General features: G+C 42.2%; 12 protein-coding genes. 4 read left to right on the top strand and 8 right to left on the bottom strand.

What is annotated here, in order from left to right; translation table 11 throughout:
* The first annotated feature begins 466 nt into the window (after positions 1–466).
* The 3 genes from QUA80_RS16285 (at position 467) to QUA80_RS16275 (ending at position 5,545) form a co-directional block, all read left to right on the top strand.
* Positions 467–1,387, top strand: coding sequence for an SGNH/GDSL hydrolase family protein (locus QUA80_RS16285; RefSeq protein WP_333426146.1), 921 nt, complete (start codon positions 467–469; stop codon positions 1,385–1,387).
* 168 nt (positions 1,388–1,555) lie between these two features.
* Entirely contained in the window at positions 1,556–3,700 is a 2,145-nt protein-coding gene (locus QUA80_RS16280) for a hypothetical protein (protein ID WP_333426144.1), read from the top strand.
* Between the two features lie 12 nt (positions 3,701–3,712).
* Positions 3,713–5,545 carry a DUF6798 domain-containing protein gene (locus QUA80_RS16275; RefSeq protein WP_333426142.1) on the top strand — a complete coding sequence of 611 codons (1,833 nt, stop codon included), beginning with the start codon at positions 3,713–3,715 and terminating at the stop codon, positions 5,543–5,545.
* A gap of 129 nt (positions 5,546–5,674) precedes the next feature.
* Here the strand turns inward: QUA80_RS16275 and QUA80_RS16270 are convergent, their stop codons facing one another.
* The 4 genes from QUA80_RS16270 to rfbC all read right to left on the bottom strand — a co-directional run bounded on the left by QUA80_RS16270 (position 5,675) and on the right by rfbC (position 10,157).
* The gene (locus QUA80_RS16270; protein ID WP_333426140.1) at positions 5,675–6,649 is read right to left on the bottom strand and encodes a glycosyltransferase family 2 protein; all 975 of its coding nucleotides are present in this window, start codon (positions 6,647–6,649) and stop codon (positions 5,675–5,677) included.
* A gap of 93 nt (positions 6,650–6,742) precedes the next feature.
* The gene (locus QUA80_RS16265; protein ID WP_333426138.1) at positions 6,743–8,521 is read right to left on the bottom strand and encodes a hypothetical protein; all 1,779 of its coding nucleotides are present in this window, start codon (positions 8,519–8,521) and stop codon (positions 6,743–6,745) included.
* A gap of 215 nt (positions 8,522–8,736) precedes the next feature.
* Entirely contained in the window at positions 8,737–9,609 is an 873-nt protein-coding gene (gene rfbD / locus QUA80_RS16260; protein WP_333426136.1) for a dTDP-4-dehydrorhamnose reductase, read from the bottom strand.
* A 2-nt stretch (positions 9,610–9,611) separates the two neighbouring features.
* Complete coding sequence (rfbC, locus tag QUA80_RS16255) at positions 9,612–10,157, bottom strand: dTDP-4-dehydrorhamnose 3,5-epimerase (RefSeq protein WP_333426134.1); 546 nt, start codon at positions 10,155–10,157, stop codon at positions 9,612–9,614.
* A gap of 49 nt (positions 10,158–10,206) precedes the next feature.
* Between rfbC and QUA80_RS16250 the strand changes: the two genes are divergently transcribed.
* Positions 10,207–10,896 carry a class I SAM-dependent methyltransferase gene (locus tag QUA80_RS16250; RefSeq protein ID WP_333426132.1) on the top strand — a complete coding sequence of 230 codons (690 nt, stop codon included), beginning with the start codon at positions 10,207–10,209 and terminating at the stop codon, positions 10,894–10,896.
* A gap of 84 nt (positions 10,897–10,980) precedes the next feature.
* On the opposite strand, the gene QUA80_RS16245 is transcribed toward QUA80_RS16250, so the two are convergent.
* The 4 genes from QUA80_RS16245 to QUA80_RS16230 all read right to left on the bottom strand — a co-directional run bounded on the left by QUA80_RS16245 (position 10,981) and on the right by QUA80_RS16230 (position 16,894).
* Positions 10,981–12,045, bottom strand: a complete 1,065-nt coding sequence (locus tag QUA80_RS16245) for an NAD-dependent epimerase/dehydratase family protein (protein WP_333426130.1) — start codon at positions 12,043–12,045, stop codon at positions 10,981–10,983.
* Positions 12,038–12,799 carry a glycosyltransferase family 2 protein gene (locus QUA80_RS16240; RefSeq protein ID WP_333426128.1) on the bottom strand — a complete coding sequence of 254 codons (762 nt, stop codon included), beginning with the start codon at positions 12,797–12,799 and terminating at the stop codon, positions 12,038–12,040. The genes QUA80_RS16245 and QUA80_RS16240 overlap by 8 nt, the downstream gene beginning before the upstream one ends.
* A gap of 3 nt (positions 12,800–12,802) precedes the next feature.
* Complete coding sequence (locus tag QUA80_RS16235) at positions 12,803–14,665, bottom strand: hypothetical protein (protein WP_333426126.1); 1,863 nt, start codon at positions 14,663–14,665, stop codon at positions 12,803–12,805.
* Positions 14,666–14,887: 222 nt separating this feature from the next.
* The gene (locus tag QUA80_RS16230; protein ID WP_445302248.1) at positions 14,888–16,894 is read right to left on the bottom strand and encodes a chromosome partitioning protein ParA; all 2,007 of its coding nucleotides are present in this window, start codon (positions 16,892–16,894) and stop codon (positions 14,888–14,890) included.
* Positions 16,895–16,925 lie beyond the last annotated feature (31 nt).

Raw genomic sequence — 16,925 nt, 5'->3', positions numbered from 1 at the left:
ATAAACCCGCCCCCACACAGCCGATAATCTAGATTAACCTGATGTTTGAGCTCGTGGAAAAAAATGTAGATTCCGATGATTTCTTGGGCGGGAGCGGGTTTACGAGATTGTTTGTTTTAGACATAGATAATTGGTGAAACTCGCCCCTACAATTCCCTGTAGGGGCGGGTTTTACAAAAAATATTTGAGGTAGACAAACAATTTAGATAAACCCGCCCCCACACAGCCGATAATCTAGATTAACCTGATGTTTGAGCTCGTGGAAAAAAATGTAGATTCCGATTATTCGTTGGGCGGGGGCGGGTTTATTATATTGTTGGTCTTACGCCGATATGGTTGGTGAAACCCGCCCCTACGATAAATTATGAAAAAAGACTTTATTAAAACCTCTATTTTCAGATTAATAACATATCTAATTTTTCCAATTTTTTTATCTACCACCACCGCTGAAATTCTCTTGCGAGTTGTGGGATACAAACCCTGGCAAATAGAAAATGTTGATGTTGCCGTCGAACCAAAAGGTAACTTTTTTACCAAAGACTCGGAACTCGGCTACAAGCATTTGCCGGGTCAATTCAAGGTGACACTTAACGGCAATTACTCATTTAATGCAACTCATCTCAATAATAGTTTAAGAATAACACATCCCCTCAATACTTACAATTTATCGTCAAAAAAGCCTGAAATTTGGATATTTGGCTGTTCTTTTACCTACGGTTGGTCATTGAATGATAGCGAAACTTATGCTTGGTTGCTGCAAGAGAAATTACCCAAATATGAAATAGTAAATTTTGGGGTTAACGGCTACGGCACGCTACACTCGTTGATTCAATTCAAAGAAGCCATCAAACAAGGAAATAAACCCAAAATTGCGGTGATTGCTTATGCGGGTTTTCACGACCGCCGCAATACTTTGTTAAGGGCGAGAAGAAAGCAAATGGCTGCTTGGAATAAACTCGGTATTCTATTTCAGCCCGATGCTAGGCTGAATGGAGAAAATCATTTTACCTACAGCATGGCAAAACTTGAATATCGCGAGTTCCCGCTGATGCGGGTTTCTGCATTAAGCCATTTTTTGGAGGTTAATTACAATCAATTTGAAGAGGGATTGTACAAAAGTCACGAGGTTTCTAAGGCAATTATTGAAGAGTTTAACCGTGTGGCTGAGGCTAATGGTGTTAAGTTAGTTGTGGCAGGAATTAATGCGGGTTCTGCTAAAATGTTGGAGGAGTTAAGTCAGGAGGAAATTGCTACTGCAGATATTTCGGTTGATTTGAAAATACCTGCCAATAATAATTTACCTCATGACCTTCATCCAAGTGCGATCGCCAATCGGCAATATGCAGAAAAGTTGGAAGGTTTTTTGCAAGGTACTGTTTTAAGGTAAGTTAACGAACCGCGAAGGCGCAAAGGGCGCGAAGGAAGAGAGAAAGAGGAAGTTTAGAAGTTATTTAGGGTTGCTAGAGTGATGGGATTATTTGATTTTGTTTCTTTTAAATTACCTCGAAAATTTCTAATTGATGGGTTTTTCCTGTTGTTACTTGTTATCGTCACAGTGGCAGTAACATCAATCTATGTATCTAGTGAACATACTTTTTATTGGTGGGATTACGCGGGATACAATACCGCTACAGTCAACACGGCAAATTTATTTCGAGACTCGCCAGATAAAGCATGGCGCGGAGTTATAGAATCGCTATCTAAGGAAAAAAACCTGTTAATTTCTCTGCCGTTAGTGCCGTTTATTTTGTTATTTGGCGAGTCTCGGCTGAGTTACATTCTCAGCGTCTCCCTGATTTATGTGCTGCCGTTTCGCCTGTTGCTGGGGGCAATTTCTGCAACGCTAATTCCAATTTATCCCCGCCGGGTGTTTTGGTCAACTGTGTTGCTGAGTTTATTAATTCCGATGAGTTGGATACCGACTCTGCGGGGATATCTGGATACTGGCGGCTGTGTGTTTGTAGCCTTGGCAATTTGGGTTTATGTGCAGGATGTCAAGCTAAAATCTTGGTGGAAAATCCCGTTAATTGGGTTTTTGCTGGCGGCGGCTATTCTGTTGCGGCGCCATTTTGCTTATAGTGCGATCGCATTTTTTGGTGCCGCGACTTTACAGGCTTTCATCGAGTTTATTGTACAGTATAGCAATCCCAAGTCAGTTATCAACATGGTTCAGGCTTTTAGCCGGGACGGGCTAGAAGCCCATCCCACAAATCATTTAGGATCGCTATTTCAAAGTATTCAAAACAAAGGTTGGAAAAATTTGTTTGAATCCGGTATCAAATTGGGTTTGATAGCTGCAACTAGCTTGACTATTTTAATGTTGGTAGCGGGAGATTTTACTCGCAGTGCTCTGACGGTTGACTACCGCAATTTGTATGTTGCTTGGAGTTTGCCTGTCAATGATATTTTAACTCGTTATGCGGATTTTTACGGTTTGGGAACTTGGCTGCTGGTACTGATTGGTTTTTCTGCGGGACTTCTCACCCGAATTCTGGTTCCGGCGGCGGCTATTTTTGTTTCGTTGTTTGGGGTTTTGTCGCTGATTGAATGGCTGTTAGTTTTGCGTTACGGCTACTTGCACTATACAATTCATCTTACACCGATCGCACTTTTAGGACTATCCACATTTTTCTGGACAACTTGGCTGACACTCAAGGGAAAAGTCCGGTATTTCATGCTGGGCGCGGCGGGTTTGTACCTGGTTGTAAATGCCGCAGTCGGGTTAATTCCTCTCAAAATTGATTTGTCAAGACTGTTTGTGGGTAATTTTCCGCCGTTAGTGCGATCGGACTACGACGAAGTTGTAAAATTAGTAGAGTTTCTGCGAAAATTAGCACCGAATGAAGAACCAATTTATATTGCCGGTGCTTCTAACAATTTCAATGCTAATATACTCAGGCAAGCTAACCGAAAATTAAATCCGCCGGAGGGTTGGTGGAAATTAAATACAATCGGGAGGCCGCAAATTGACTCGCGCGATACTTACCCGCTACCGGAGTTGTTGCAGTCACAATATGCGGTGGTTGCTGTACCTTTTCAGCAGGTGTTACCGACTGACGAACAAGTTTTGCGATCGCACGAACAAGATGTTGTTAAAGTTGTGTACGATGCCTTTACTCAAAACTGGGAAATTGCCCGCGATTTCCAATTGCTACCGGAACAGTTTAAGCTAGAAAACGGCGTGACTGTCAGCGTTTACCGGAGGCTGCGGCCGACTGATACAGCAACGGCAGTTAGGACTCTGGAGGCGATGCAGCGGCAAATAGTCGATCGACCGGGCACGCAGTTAGATTGGATTAGTTTGCATCAGTCAATCTACACAAGTGCTAATTATTCAGTCAGTAAAAAATCTGATTACCTATATAATATTGTAACTCATCCAATTAAAAATAGCCAGAAACTCGATACATCTTTCCTGTATTTAGGTTCCATTTCAGACAAAGCGAAAGTTACCAGTCAACTCAATTTACCGAACCAACAATGTCCGGGAGTTTCCCTGCGCTTGACTTTGTGGGACAAGCAAGGTAAATTAATAGACTCAGCAGAGATGGCTTATACTCAAAAAAGTGCGATCGGCTTAAATCTATTAGTTGAGGGCAAAAATCCCATTTATCTGCTGCTTGAGGTATTGAGTAGCAGCAAACAGGATTTAACAAACCAATGCCGACTGGAGATTAACAATTTGGCTGTCAGTAGGTAAGTGGAACCGTCAATGCAAAAACATCAAAAATCTCACTGGTATTTTAATCTATCTCTCTATACTTTTGTCATCATCGGCTCCCTGATAGCCACTGGCTATATTTTCCCCATTGGAGGCAATTTCCCCGAAGTGCCACCAATCCAATTTATGTTAAATCCTGAACAGTACAAAAATGACTATTACGTTCAGGAAATGGTTAAATTTAATCCGAGATATTACTATTATTATATCATTTATTTGCTCGCAAACTTAGGAACCAGCATTCCTATAGCGCACTTTATCTATCAATTCCTAGCCTTTGGTTCATTTATCTTAGCTTGCTACGCAATTATCAATATCTATACTAATTCAAAACTACCAGCAGCAGCGATGGCTTTTTTATGTATAGCAGCTTCATTTACAGATGTTGGTAACACCCTGATATTTTCCACCAAATCAGTACCCAGTACCTTCGCAATGGGTTTCGCAATCTGGGGAATTTACTTTAGTTTGCGCCAGAAATGGCTGACCGGATATTTCTTTTTTGGACTGGGTTGTTTGCTGCAATTTTTAGTTGGTTTGTTGCCGGGATTGATGATGGTTCCCGTTTTATTTATTGAATCTGTAAAACAGCGGAAGTTCAAAACATTGATTTTGGCGATCGCACTTTTAGCAGCAATGGCAAGTATCGTTTACGTACCGATGTTATTAACAGGTACTACCAGCACTCACACTATCGACAACGCTGATTTTGTCTACATTCACGCGAAAGTCCGCAACCCCCACCACATCCTCCCGTCAAATTGGGATTTTGGGAATTGGTTCAACTTTATATGTTTCATAATTGGTGGCTTGCTGTGCATCAAAAATTCCGATTTATTGCCAAAAAAAGACAAAGTTAATTTTTATGTAATTGTTGGCACGTCAATTGTTGCATTATTTCTAAATTACGTATTTGTTGAAGTTTACCCTTGGGCTTTTATCGCCAAACTACAGTTAGCTAGAACCGTACCTTTTGCTCAAATAATTATATTTATTGCTGTAGCTTTGACGGTCGATCGGCTTTACAGAGAAAAACAAATAGCTATTAGCTTGTTGCTGTTAGCTGTACTAACTTTGCCTTTTAGGGGTATCATTTTCCTAGGATTATCAGTTTGGCAGACAAAAAAATACGTATTTCCCAAACGATATAATATATTGTTGTGGATTTTAGCAGCAGGAACGGTAATTTTTAGCTTGATATATCCGGTGACTGATTCATGGGAAATAATTGGCGATCGAATAATTAGCATCCCAGTCTTTTTCTCAATCCTCGCCTTCCCATTCATTTTAGAAAAAACATCCCTACCTACATCTATCAAACAAACTCTAACTCACACATTAGCCTTAATAACTACCGCCACCTTAGTTTTTGGAGTAGCAGGAATTCTGCCCAAACCTATATTAAATGTATTTCAAACAAGAATTAATATCAATGCCGTTCCCAGAGACGACTTAAGCAAATTAGCTGTGCGATTTTCGCAAAGTAGCAGCCGCGATTCACTCGTATTAATTCCACCTTCAGTTACCAGCTTCCAGTTTTTCTCCGAAAGAGCGATTGTCGTCAACTTCAAGAACTTCCCCTTTACCGAAAAAGGCATCAAAGAATGGCAAACTCGCATGGAAACCGTTTTAGGAGTTCCCTTAAACCCGCAAATGATTTGGGGAGGAAATGACTTTTTCATCCGCCGCAGCAGTGCGGATTTAGTCAAAGTAGCCAAAAACTATCATGCCGATTATATCCTGACTCGTACTGACTGGCACCCAAATATGCAAGGGGAAATCGCCGACAAACAAGGCAAATGGATACTGTATAAAATTAGGTAATATGTAAAACTTGTTAAATCCAAATCAGACTTTTATCTTAGTCTACAGAGGTAGACTTTGCTTGTCTACAAACGATTTCAATCGCCGATTTATCTGCGTTAATCAGCGTTAATCCGCCTTAATCTGCGGTTAAATATCAAAACCAGAATCATCAATAATTTCGCTAATTTGCTTGTCCACATAATCAGCATCCACATTCCGCGCCATCAACTCAGCTAAAATTCCCAAAGAAATCAACTGCACCGACAGAATTGTACACAAAATCCCAAAAAATAACAAAGGTCGATTCCCGATCGGCCCAAAATTCATCCCCGCCAAATTCAGAAACCAAATAACTATCAAATAACTCAGCGAAACAGTTCCAACCAAGCCAAAACACAATCCCAAACCCCCAAACAAATGACCCGGTTTGTGTAAATACTGCGTCGTGGCTAACACCGTCAACAAATCAATAAATCCCCGCGCATAACGTTCCCAGCCGTAATTTGATTTTCCGTGCTTTCGGGGATGATGTTCGACAACTACTTCACCAATTTTAAACCCTAAATTGTTTGCTAAAGCCGGAATGTAGCGGTGCAATTCCCCGTACAATTTAATCGACTGCAAAACTTCCCTGCGATAAGCTTTAAAACCGCAATTCATATCGTGCATTTGCACCCCAGTCAGCAAACACGCAACGGCATTAAACAGCTTGGAAGGTAAAGTTTTAGAAAGCGGGTCGTTTCGCTGTTTTCGCCAACCGGAAACTAAATCAAATCCCGATTCTAAATGATGTAAGAATTTGGGAATTTCAGCGGGGTCATCCTGAAGGTCAGCATCGAGAGTAAAGATAATTATCCCTGCTGCATTGCGAAATCCTGCTGAAAGTGCGGCGGATTTGCCAAAGTTGCGGCGCAGTTTAATCGCTTTAATTAGTTTGGGATGTTGGCTGGCTAAATCTGTGATTTCTTGCCACGAATAATCGCGGCTACCGTCATCTATGAAAATGACTTCGTAACTGTCAATTCCTGTTTGGAACATGACAAGTTTGATTTTTTCAAACAGTAATTTTAGGGTGGCTTCTTCGTTGTGAACGGGGATTACGAAGCTGAGGTGTTTTGGCATAGGGATATTCTATTTCATTTGTGTTGTCAATGAGATTTTTTTTATTAACCGCAGAGGGCGCAGAGGGCGCAGAGGAGGAGAAAGAGAGGTTTTTTAGTTTTTATTGATAACTTGGGAGTTTCGCAAGGCTACCCAACCTTTGCGGTTTTTAAAGGAGGCATAGGCTGTCAATAATTTATCTGTTGGTGATGTTTGAATGTATCCTCTCCAAGCTGCGAATTCGTAGGAAGGGCCAAACAATTTAACTAAATCTGGGCGCGGAAATCCTGACATGGCGAAACCTCGAACGACATTTTCTTGGTTGAGAATGGCAATACATTTTACATTGTTTTCGGGGTCTCCTACCCAGCCAATTACTCTGGAGGCGGCGGGTGCGAGTTTAGTTACTGTATCAAAATATCCGGGTACTCCGTCTTTGGGTGCTGACAGTAAATTTAGGTCGATTTTTGTGTCTAATGCTGCACAGAAATTGTGTTTTTTGATGTCTCGGTTAAATGGCACTAAGTTGTTAGTTTTTAATGCGTCGATTAACCCGATAAAAGCGGCGGGTTTGTTGCCTACGCGGTCTTTAATTAGCGTTACGTCGGTGATGTCTAATTGCAGTGATAATGCTACTAACGGTTGATAGGTTGCTCTGTGGGCGATCGCCCTTGCAGTTTCGCCTCCCACCCCGTACATTAAAATAATCGCAACTGTGGCGACTGCAAACAGCGGTGTCAGCCAACGCCCTTGAATTCTTGGTGTTGGCTGCAACTCGCGCACCCACAATACTGTCAGCACAATTGTGCTCATCCAAAACAAAGCTGGGAGTGTGGCGTAGCGGGAAGCGGTGGCTTGTTCGACGCCAAATCCCGATCGACTGACAGCGGCCATTAATGCCGTTTGCAGCGTGTAAAGTTGGATTGATAGCCAAGGCAGCCAATCCGGGCTATCGACCTTTTTTACAAATAGCCAATAACCCACAAAACCCGTCGCTGCAATCAAACCAATTATACCAATAATTGAAGCAACAATAATATTTTCGCTAAAAATTCCGCCGAGATAAGTGGGAATATATTCGAGAGTTTTGAGCGGGTTAATTTTAGTTAAAGAAGGGTGATGAGATGGAGTTTTATAAGTTAAAAAATAAATCCCTATCACTGCAATCGCAGCAATGAAATACAAATAAGTTATTCGCCGAGGAAACCGCAGCACAACAGCAGCCGCACACAAGATCGGCCACAAAGCTAAAGGAGTGCTGTAACTAATGCAGCCTAAAACGCCAAAAACAATGCTACCAATTACCCACTTATTTTGTTTCCATTCCCTGTTCCCAAGCAAAGCCTGGGAATGAATATCGGCAGGCTCTTTTTCCCTTTTACTTGACAAAAGCGTCACATAGGATTGCAAACAAAATATCGAACAAATCACAAATAAATTAGCAATTATCCAGTGAATCCCGCTGAATCCCCGCATCCAATTGTGAGCCGCCGCCGGAGTAAAATTAAAAAGAGAAATGCAAAGGAGTAGCGAGATAAATTGTAGGGGAAAACGCCTCAAATTTAACGGCAGCAGAGCAATTAATACGTGGCACTGAATCCAAGCCAAGAACCAGGCAACTAAACATAAACCAATATTTGAACCTTGAGTGACAGCTATATTCAAGCCATAAATAATTGCCGGAATCAAGACAAAATGCTCGTTTGCCCGAAATATCCAATTAAAAGGATTTGTAGAGAAACCGTCTACTGAATAAAAATTCCACGTCATCCACCAATAATCAAAATTAGACAAGTCTCCCGCTTGCGATATCAAGTACAAAATATATGACGCTGGTATTAGAATGCCCAGAACTGATGCAACGATTAAAACATATTCTGACTTGACTTTCATGGGATTCGCAAACACAAATATTTGGATTAGTAGGGGCGGGTTTTACCAATAATTTCGGCCTAAGACCAATAATTTAGTAAACCCGCCCCCACCCAACAGTAAATTCAAATGTAGCTCTTTCAAGATACAAGGGGCGGGATTAGCATTAATAATTGGCATATCGCAAATAAATCTGTACAAAACCCGCCCTCATGTTTTGAACTTTACTCAATTTTTTATTTCACTTCTCTTGCCAGCATTTTTCTGAGTCCTTGCCGCCAGTGGGGAGGATGCGTACCCAGAAGTGCTGATATTTTTACCGTAGAGAGAACCGAAAAAGCGGGGCGTTTTGCGGGTGTCGGATATTCGGCGGTGGTGATAGGAATTACGCGCTGAACTTTTAGGGGAAATTCGAGTGTTTTTGCTTCTTCAAAAATGGCGATCGCAAAATCGTACCAACTACAAACACCGCTGTTAGTGTACTGGTAAGTGCCAAAAATTTTTGGTTGTATTTGAGGAATTATCTGCGAAATTGCCTCCGCTAAATCCCCAGTCCAAGTAGGACTTCCGATCTGATCTGCTACTACCCGAATTTCTTCTCTTTCCTTTCCCAACCTCAACATGGTTTTGACAAAGTTGCCTTTGCCACCGTTGCCGTAAACCCACGCGGTTCTAATAATAATATGTCGGTTTCCCGCTTTCCGAATTGCTTCCTCGCCTGCTAATTTAGACTTGCCGTAAGTTCCCAGTGGATTCGTAGAATCTGTTTCCAGATAAGCAGAACCGTGGCTGCCGTCAAATACATAATCAGTAGAAAAGTGAATCAAACTTGCTCCCAGTTTTTCGCATTCTTCTGCAAAAATTCCCGGGGCAATACCGTTGATTGCGTGTGCTAATTCTGGTTCACTTTCCGCTTTGTCTACCGCAGTGTAAGCACCCGAATTGACGACTAAATCAGGTTGAATTTCAGCCATTGCCTGACGGATGGTTTCGGGTTGTGATAAATCGAGGCCAGTGCGATCGAGGGCAATAACCTCTCCCGAAGATAATAAAATCGGCTGCAATTCTTGAGCTAGCTGTCCGCTGCCGCCTGCGAGTAAAATTTTCATGATCAAAACACTTGAGATCTTTTCAACGTTTGTCCAGCTTGGTCTTTAGCTGATAAGATTGGTTTGGCACCATCTAGCGGCCAGTCGATCGCCAAATCGGGGTCATTCCACAGGATACACCGCTCGTGTCCCGGTGCATAGTAGTCTGTAGTTTTGTACAAAACTTCAGCAATTTCTGATACTACTAAAAAACCGTGTGCAAATCCCGCTGGAACCCAAAGTTGCTGCTTATTTTCTGAATTCAGCAAACAGCCGACCCACTGCCCAAAAGTCGGAGAATTTTTTCTAATATCCACCGCTACATCAAAGATTTCGCCAGCAACTACCCGCAGCAATTTGCCTTGAGGCTGCTGCATTTGGTAGTGCAAACCGCGCAGCACATTTTTAGAGGATTTGGAATGATTGTCTTGCACAAATTCTGCCGTCACGCCTGTTTTTTCGACAAAAGCTTTGTGATTGAAACTCTCAAAAAAGAAACCGCGCTCGTCTCCGAAAATTTTTGGCTCAATTATCAGAACTTCCGGTATTTCGGTAGATATAACATTCATAGTTAGCAGTGAAAGTGATAAACTCATACTCAGTCTATGCTATTTTACTATGAAAGCCGACGCATATCTCAAAAAATTGTACGCCAATCGATTTGATTCCCGACAAATGCAAGCAAAGGTGGCACTCTGGAAAGTTTTAATTGACGAGTTTTTACAAAATTATGTTCCTCCAGAATCAGCCGTTTTAGATATTGGCGGCGGTTACTGCGAGTTTATAAATCAAATTCTGGCTGAAAAAAAATGTTTAATTGACCTCAATCCCGATTCAAAGTTATTTGCCAATCCTGATGTAAAAGTGCTGAATATTGATATTTTAAATATTGGCAAAGTCCCAGCTTTTACCGAGCAATTTGACAGAATATTTATCTCTAACTTTTTTGAACATCTCCGCAATAAAGAAGAACTAATCCAAATTATTTCATTTTGCTTTGAGGCACTTAAGCCAGGCGGTTCTCTCTTAGTACTTCAACCAAATTTCAAATATTCTTTCAAAGAATACTACGATTTTATCGATCATCAATTACCCATTACCCACTTATCGCTGCAAGAACTTTTACAAACCGTCGGCTTTGAAATCGACCTAATCATACCCCGATTTTTACCATTTTCGACAAAAGGCAGACCGGCATCGCCCTGGCTTTTAAAAGTTTACTTAAAATTGCCTGTTTTGTGGCAAATTTTAGGAGGTCAAATGTTTGTTAAAGCATCGAAAAAAAACAATAGAGGCAGAGACTCATGACTCGCATTTGCAGTCAGATCCAGGCAGAGCGATACATCTGCGTTTATCCGCGTTTATCCGACTGCATCTGCGGTTAAAAAATCCCTACAAAATCGAACTTAAAACCACCTCATTAGCAGCAATCCAATCATAAATATCCTGCAAAGCCGCTTCCGGCCCCATAACAGGCCGCCATCCTGTTTTCTCCATCACCCTAGAAGAATCAGTAATAAAAATCGGAATATCCCCCGCGCGTTCCTCCAAAACAGGATTAATTGAAATCGATTTCCCGGTAATCTTTTGGCACAAATCAGTTGTCTCAACCAAAGAAAGACTGTTGCTCAAACCGCCACCAACATTAAAAACTTCGCCGTCAAATTCAGCAAAATGTTCTAATTGATAATTAACTAACCTCAACAAATCTTCAACGTGCAGCAAATCCCTAACTTGCTTCCCGCTGCCACCAAAACCGATATAACTCAGCGACTTTTGAAAATAGTGAGCCGCCACCCACAAACCGCAAACTCCCTGATCTACTTTACCCATTTGCCAAGCACCCGTAATTAACCCGCAGCGGTTAATAATTGCCTGCAAATTGTATGCTTCCCTGTATTCCTCAATCAGCAATTCCGAAGCTAATTTAGTTGCTCCGTAAAGCGAACGGTGTCCTTTTAAAGGGAAGTCTTCTGATATGCCCAACTCGGATATGCCGGGTAAAGTTTGCTCGGGCGCGATCGCAAATCTATTCGGCAACTCTAACAGCTTAACCGATTTGACACTGGCGATCGGATAAACCCGACTCGTAGACAAAAACAGCAAACTCGCACCCGTTTGTCTCGCCAACTCCAAAACATTTACAGTACCCAGTAAATTCGTCTGCAAAACGTACTGTGGCGAACTAAAACCAGCCAGCACAGAAGGCTCCGCAGCACAATCTATAATGCAGTCAGCATTCAGTGCAACTGGATCTAAATCTGCCGCTGTGCGAATATCCCCGTAAACAAACTGAATCCCGCAACTTTTAAGCCGAGGCAGATTCAATTCTGAACCCCGGCGGCGCAGGTTATCTAAACAAATTATTTGCCATTCCGGGTGCAGTTTCTTCAGGCCAATTGCCAAACAACTGCCGATGAAACCCGCCCCGCCCACAATTAAAATTCTATCAGGCATTCACTTTTAATTTTGCTATCTTTCTAGTCCGGTGGTAGTCGCCGCGAGAGAGATGTTTTTCGAGCCAGACATACAAGACAATAAACAAATACCGACTCCCCATCTCTTTGATTTTAAGCTTAGAAATCCCAGCAGTCCGATTGTACCACCTCAAAGGAATCACCGTATAGGAAAAACCCCGAACAATTGCTTTTAAAGGCAGTTCCACTGTCAAATTAAAATGATGGCTCAAAATCGGTTGCACGCCTTCAATCACTTCTCTGCGGTAAATTTTAAAAGCATTGGTGACATCACTGTACCGCAAGCCGAAAATACTTTTGACAAACCAGTTTGCTAAGCGGTTAATTGCTAACTTGTGAATTGGATAATCAACCACAAAGCCGCCTTTGATAAAGCGGGAACCGAAAACGCAATCATATCCTTCTTGCAACTTGCGGTATCCTGCTACCAAATCTATCGGATCGTCGGAAGCATCCGCCATCACAATTGCCACAGCATCTCCGTCAAATTCCGCCAATCCCCGTCGCACCGCAAATCCGAAACCGTTCGGAGGTTGATTGTTGATGTATCTAACTGTGGGAAAAGTCTCTGACAACTCCTGGCAAATATCAATAGTTCGATCGACACTATTGTCATTGACAATCAAAATTTCGTGCGGAATGCCTTCTAAATCGAGCGTCTGGGCGATCGCCCGCACAGTACCGTACAAACAGCCCTCCTCATTGTGAGCTGGTATAATCACAGAAATTTTCACTCCTCATCCTCCGCGCAACTGGACAAACTGGTTGTCAACAGGATTATACACCCAAGCTTTAATTTCCGTTTGGGCGATCGGCAAATTATTATCCGACAAATCAACAGCCCACCTTGCATTGTTGTACAACTCAGATTTTAAACTCTTAGCGATGTCGGGACTCTCCAAATTTACATAAGCGTTAGCAAAAAAAGATTGTTTATCGCCGGCAGATAGCAGTACAATATTTGGTTGTTTCAAATTTCCTGGCAAAACCGCCCAACCGGAAGCCTTGACAGCAGCATTTTTCTTGACAGTCACCGATTTATCGCTGGTTTGAGGTTGGTCTAAATAGCCGTAAAGTTTCTCCGTATTAGAAGTAAACTCTACATTTTTCGCGAACTTTTTCCAACCTATTTTCTCAATAATTGCCGCGCCTTCTCTCACCAGCCAAGTTTTTTTGCTCAGCACCCTCAAACAGCTTTCCGGTGAATTATCAAAAAAATCAGACGGTTCCAGATAGTTGATTAACTGCAAACAATCTTGAGCGCCTTGTTTGTAAAGAAGTGCCGAGCGAGTTTGGGCGATCGCCTGTTGAGAGTTCACAATAATTGTAGCAATTAACAGCCCTGCGAACATCCGATAAAAAAAAATGTAGTTGTGGTTTAACGTTGCTTTTGTTTCTCGATAGTTACCTCGGACAAACAATTGCCCTAGCTGAACCACAGCAATTAACAGCAAAATCGAATTCGTTGTATATCTCGACGATTCGAGCGCCTGAATCGCCCCAAATTCCGCCCTACCAGCAGTAATAAACAGAGCCGATAAAACCGAAAAAAAACCTATTGACAGCCAAGATAAGGCCTCATTATTTTCACTAATATCATTCCTATTTGTCATTGCGAGGTAGGAAGCAATCGCTGGGGCTGGAGATTGCTTCGCAGGGTTCGCAATGACGAAGAAATAGAATCCCAAAAATAAGAAAATTGCAAATATTACCAAGCCAACCAGTGCAGAAATACCAGGAAAACGTATAATTGGTGAACCCAACAAACTCAAAAAATAATCAATCACCACAAGTGGCTTGCTCAACAATGAAATAATACTTGCTTTCCGACTGGGATGATAATCAATTGAGTAAACAGCACAAGTTGCCGCAAACAGCAGCATCCATACAATAATTCTTTTTCTTTTCTGTGCAGCATTTCCTTCTAAAGCTGCTACAGCAGGAATTGCTGCTAACCAAGAAAGCAAACCTTGGGCTAGGGAAAAACTAGCAATAAAGCAGAAGACAGCAGCAATAGAAATTCTAATATAGTGAAGTACAGATATTGGGTAGGGAGACTGCACTGCCGTGTCCTTACTGTATTTCATCCGATTGAAAACGGCTATATTCGGCAATAATTTGTGATTTGAAACCAACGCATAAACCGCAGCTACAAAACACAAATTTACGATAAACCAAGCTAATTGAAATCCCCAAAGCCAGTTTTCGTGCTGAACTAGAGAGAAAACCAAAATACAAGTTAAAATATTAGCTAAATGCCACAAATCATCCCCAACATTCTTAACTTGCATCGAGGATAGCTTGTACGTAGCCATAAAAGTTATCGCAGCCAAAGCTATGCTGAGACACAACTGATAATTAATATTCCATCTGGAAGCAAAAGCCAGCACTGCAATAATTATTTTCGGGAACACTATCCGGTGGTTGCTGTGCAAAGCCCAAAAATCGTTAAAAGTTACATTTCCCTGAGCTATTTTTTCAAAAAGGCTAGCTAACCTCCACTCGTCATCAACGGGAACGTTAACGCTAAAATTCGCTACAAATCCGATTAATAAGAGGACAGGAATCAGATATAGAGTAAATAAAATAAATTTTTTCATGAATGTGCGATCGCACCGATTGCCATCACCATTTTATATCAACCCGGCTTAAATACTATTTATTTTTTAGTCAGCGAACGAACTTCGGTGAAGCTTAGTCTAGCCGCCGAAAGTTTGACTTTTGAGGTGTTTTAACCACCTAATTCTATCGAGGAGATTGTATTTACTTACATCGGTAAGGTGCGCAGTGCGCACCCTACTTATTGATAGCGGTTAACCGAATTACTTAACAGTCTTGAAAGTATCCAATTTGCCAGTAAATCGGTTGATAAACATCTGCAAAACAGTCCGCTTGCCGATATTGATATTCGAACTCACGGACATTCCAGACTGCAAATTCACCTCAACTTGATTTGCCTTGCCCTTGTTCAAAACAAACTTCTGATTCTTGAGCTTAATTTTAGTTTTGAAAGCGTAGTATTTCCGCAGTTCAGTAGGAGGCTCAGCATCGCTGCTAATCTCTTTCACTTCACCCTCAGCAGTACCAAACTCCATCGCCGGGAAAGCTTCAACATTCACTTCCACAGGCACGCATTGGTATTTCGTCAAACCCAGTTTCTCTCTGTTAACTTCCTTCTCTGGACAAACGCAACTTTTACCTTGTTCGCAGTCAACCTTTTCTCCGTCTAATTGTTTGCCGTGATACGGCTCCAATTTTTCCCGCTTCTGTCTCAAAGCATCCAATACCAGAGCCACATTGCTGTTTTCCAGGTAAACAACTGCTTCCAGACCGTTTTCGTCATCCAAAACCTTGAGCAGCTTTTCAGTTTGCTGCGCTTCGTAATAAGCTTCTTCGCAGCGTTTTGGGCGCGGTTCGCCCGGTTTCAGCACCGTATTAATAATGGATTGGCATATCGGATCTTTCGCCATATCCAACTTAGCTTTCTCCTTCGTAGAAGGTTTCAAATCGAAGATAACGCCAGATACCGGAGACTTCATCACTTGAGTGTCGCGGTTTTGTTGAGCCTTTTCTAGCTGAGCGTTCACTTCGGAGAGCTTTTTCAAGTTTTCCACTTTGAAGCGGCTTAGCTGAGAATCGCTGCTGGCAATTTGTTTCTGGTTTTCAGCAATTTTGGTATAAAGTTCTTTCGCCCAGGAATCCTTGGTGTTTTTCAACTGTTCTTCGGCGCGGGCGATGGACTCCTGAATGCGCGCTTGCTCTCCTTGCTGGCGCTGTATCTCAGCACTAATTTTTTGGATATCACCTTGACGCGCGTTAATTTCACCGCGGCGCGTATTTATCTCACCTCGGCGCGTGTTAATTTCGCCTTTGCGAGCGTTGATTTCACCTTCGCGCTGCTTAATTTGATCTTGCTGTTTGAGAACGTCGCTTTGACCTCTGAAAACATCTTGTTCTTGACGTTCTCTTTGCAGTTCAGCGATGGCTCCTTGCTCCACCAGAGGGCCTAGTCTCCCCAGAATGCCTTGGTTCGACTTCAATACTTGTTGAGATTTCGCCAACTGTTCTTCGGCCAAATCTTTCTGAGCCAGGGCTGATTTTACTTGCTCTTGCGAAGAAATTAACTGCTGCTGAGCATAATTTAATTGGTTTTGGGCAAAACCCAATTGTTGCTGTGCCACTGTCATTTGATCTGCGGCAGCTTTCTCAGCATCCTGAGCTTGCTTCAGTTGTTTTTCCAACTCCTGAACTTGGCCTTGAGCTGCGGCGACGCGAGACAGAAATTCCGATCGATAATTAACATAAAGTCCTTGCTGGGCTGCATCAAAACTTCCGCTAGCTCCCCGATTGAGGTACAGTTCGTCAATCAAAGCTTGCAGCACTTGATTTTGTGCGGTGAGGCTCTGTCTGTCCTTGATTGTTGATTCTAGGTTAGAAGGAATAGCGCCTTGAATTTTGCCGCTGACAACATCTTCATAAAATTTATTTTCCTTTTCCAGAGCTTCTTTAGTTTTCTGGATCGATGTTAAATCTGCACTGGGTGCAAGGGGGTTAAAAGTGAGCAGAGGCTGGTTTTTTTCCACCCGATCGCCATTTTCAACGTGAAGTCTCACCACAGCGCCTGTAGCAGGTGCTTGGATGTCTCTAGCACCATCTTTGAGTTCTAATTGGCCGACAGCGGGGACAGCTTGCTCTACGCTAGCGAAATAAGCCCAAATTACACCTGAAGTGGTCATCAGCATGATCATCCACAAAAACAAGTGCGACCAAATCGCTGGTTTTTCTAGAATGACTGGTTGCTCAGAAAGTATTACCGATTTCATGGCCATTTGTTAGTTATCAGTTGTGAGTTGTTTGATA

Origin of the sequence: Microcoleus sp. F4-D5, assembly GCF_036704885.1 — a bacterium.
Taxonomy (GTDB): domain Bacteria; phylum Cyanobacteriota; class Cyanobacteriia; order Cyanobacteriales; family Microcoleaceae; genus Microcoleus.
The sequence above is the reverse complement of the archived record's forward strand: the minus strand, read 5'-3'. Positions and strand labels throughout refer to the sequence as shown.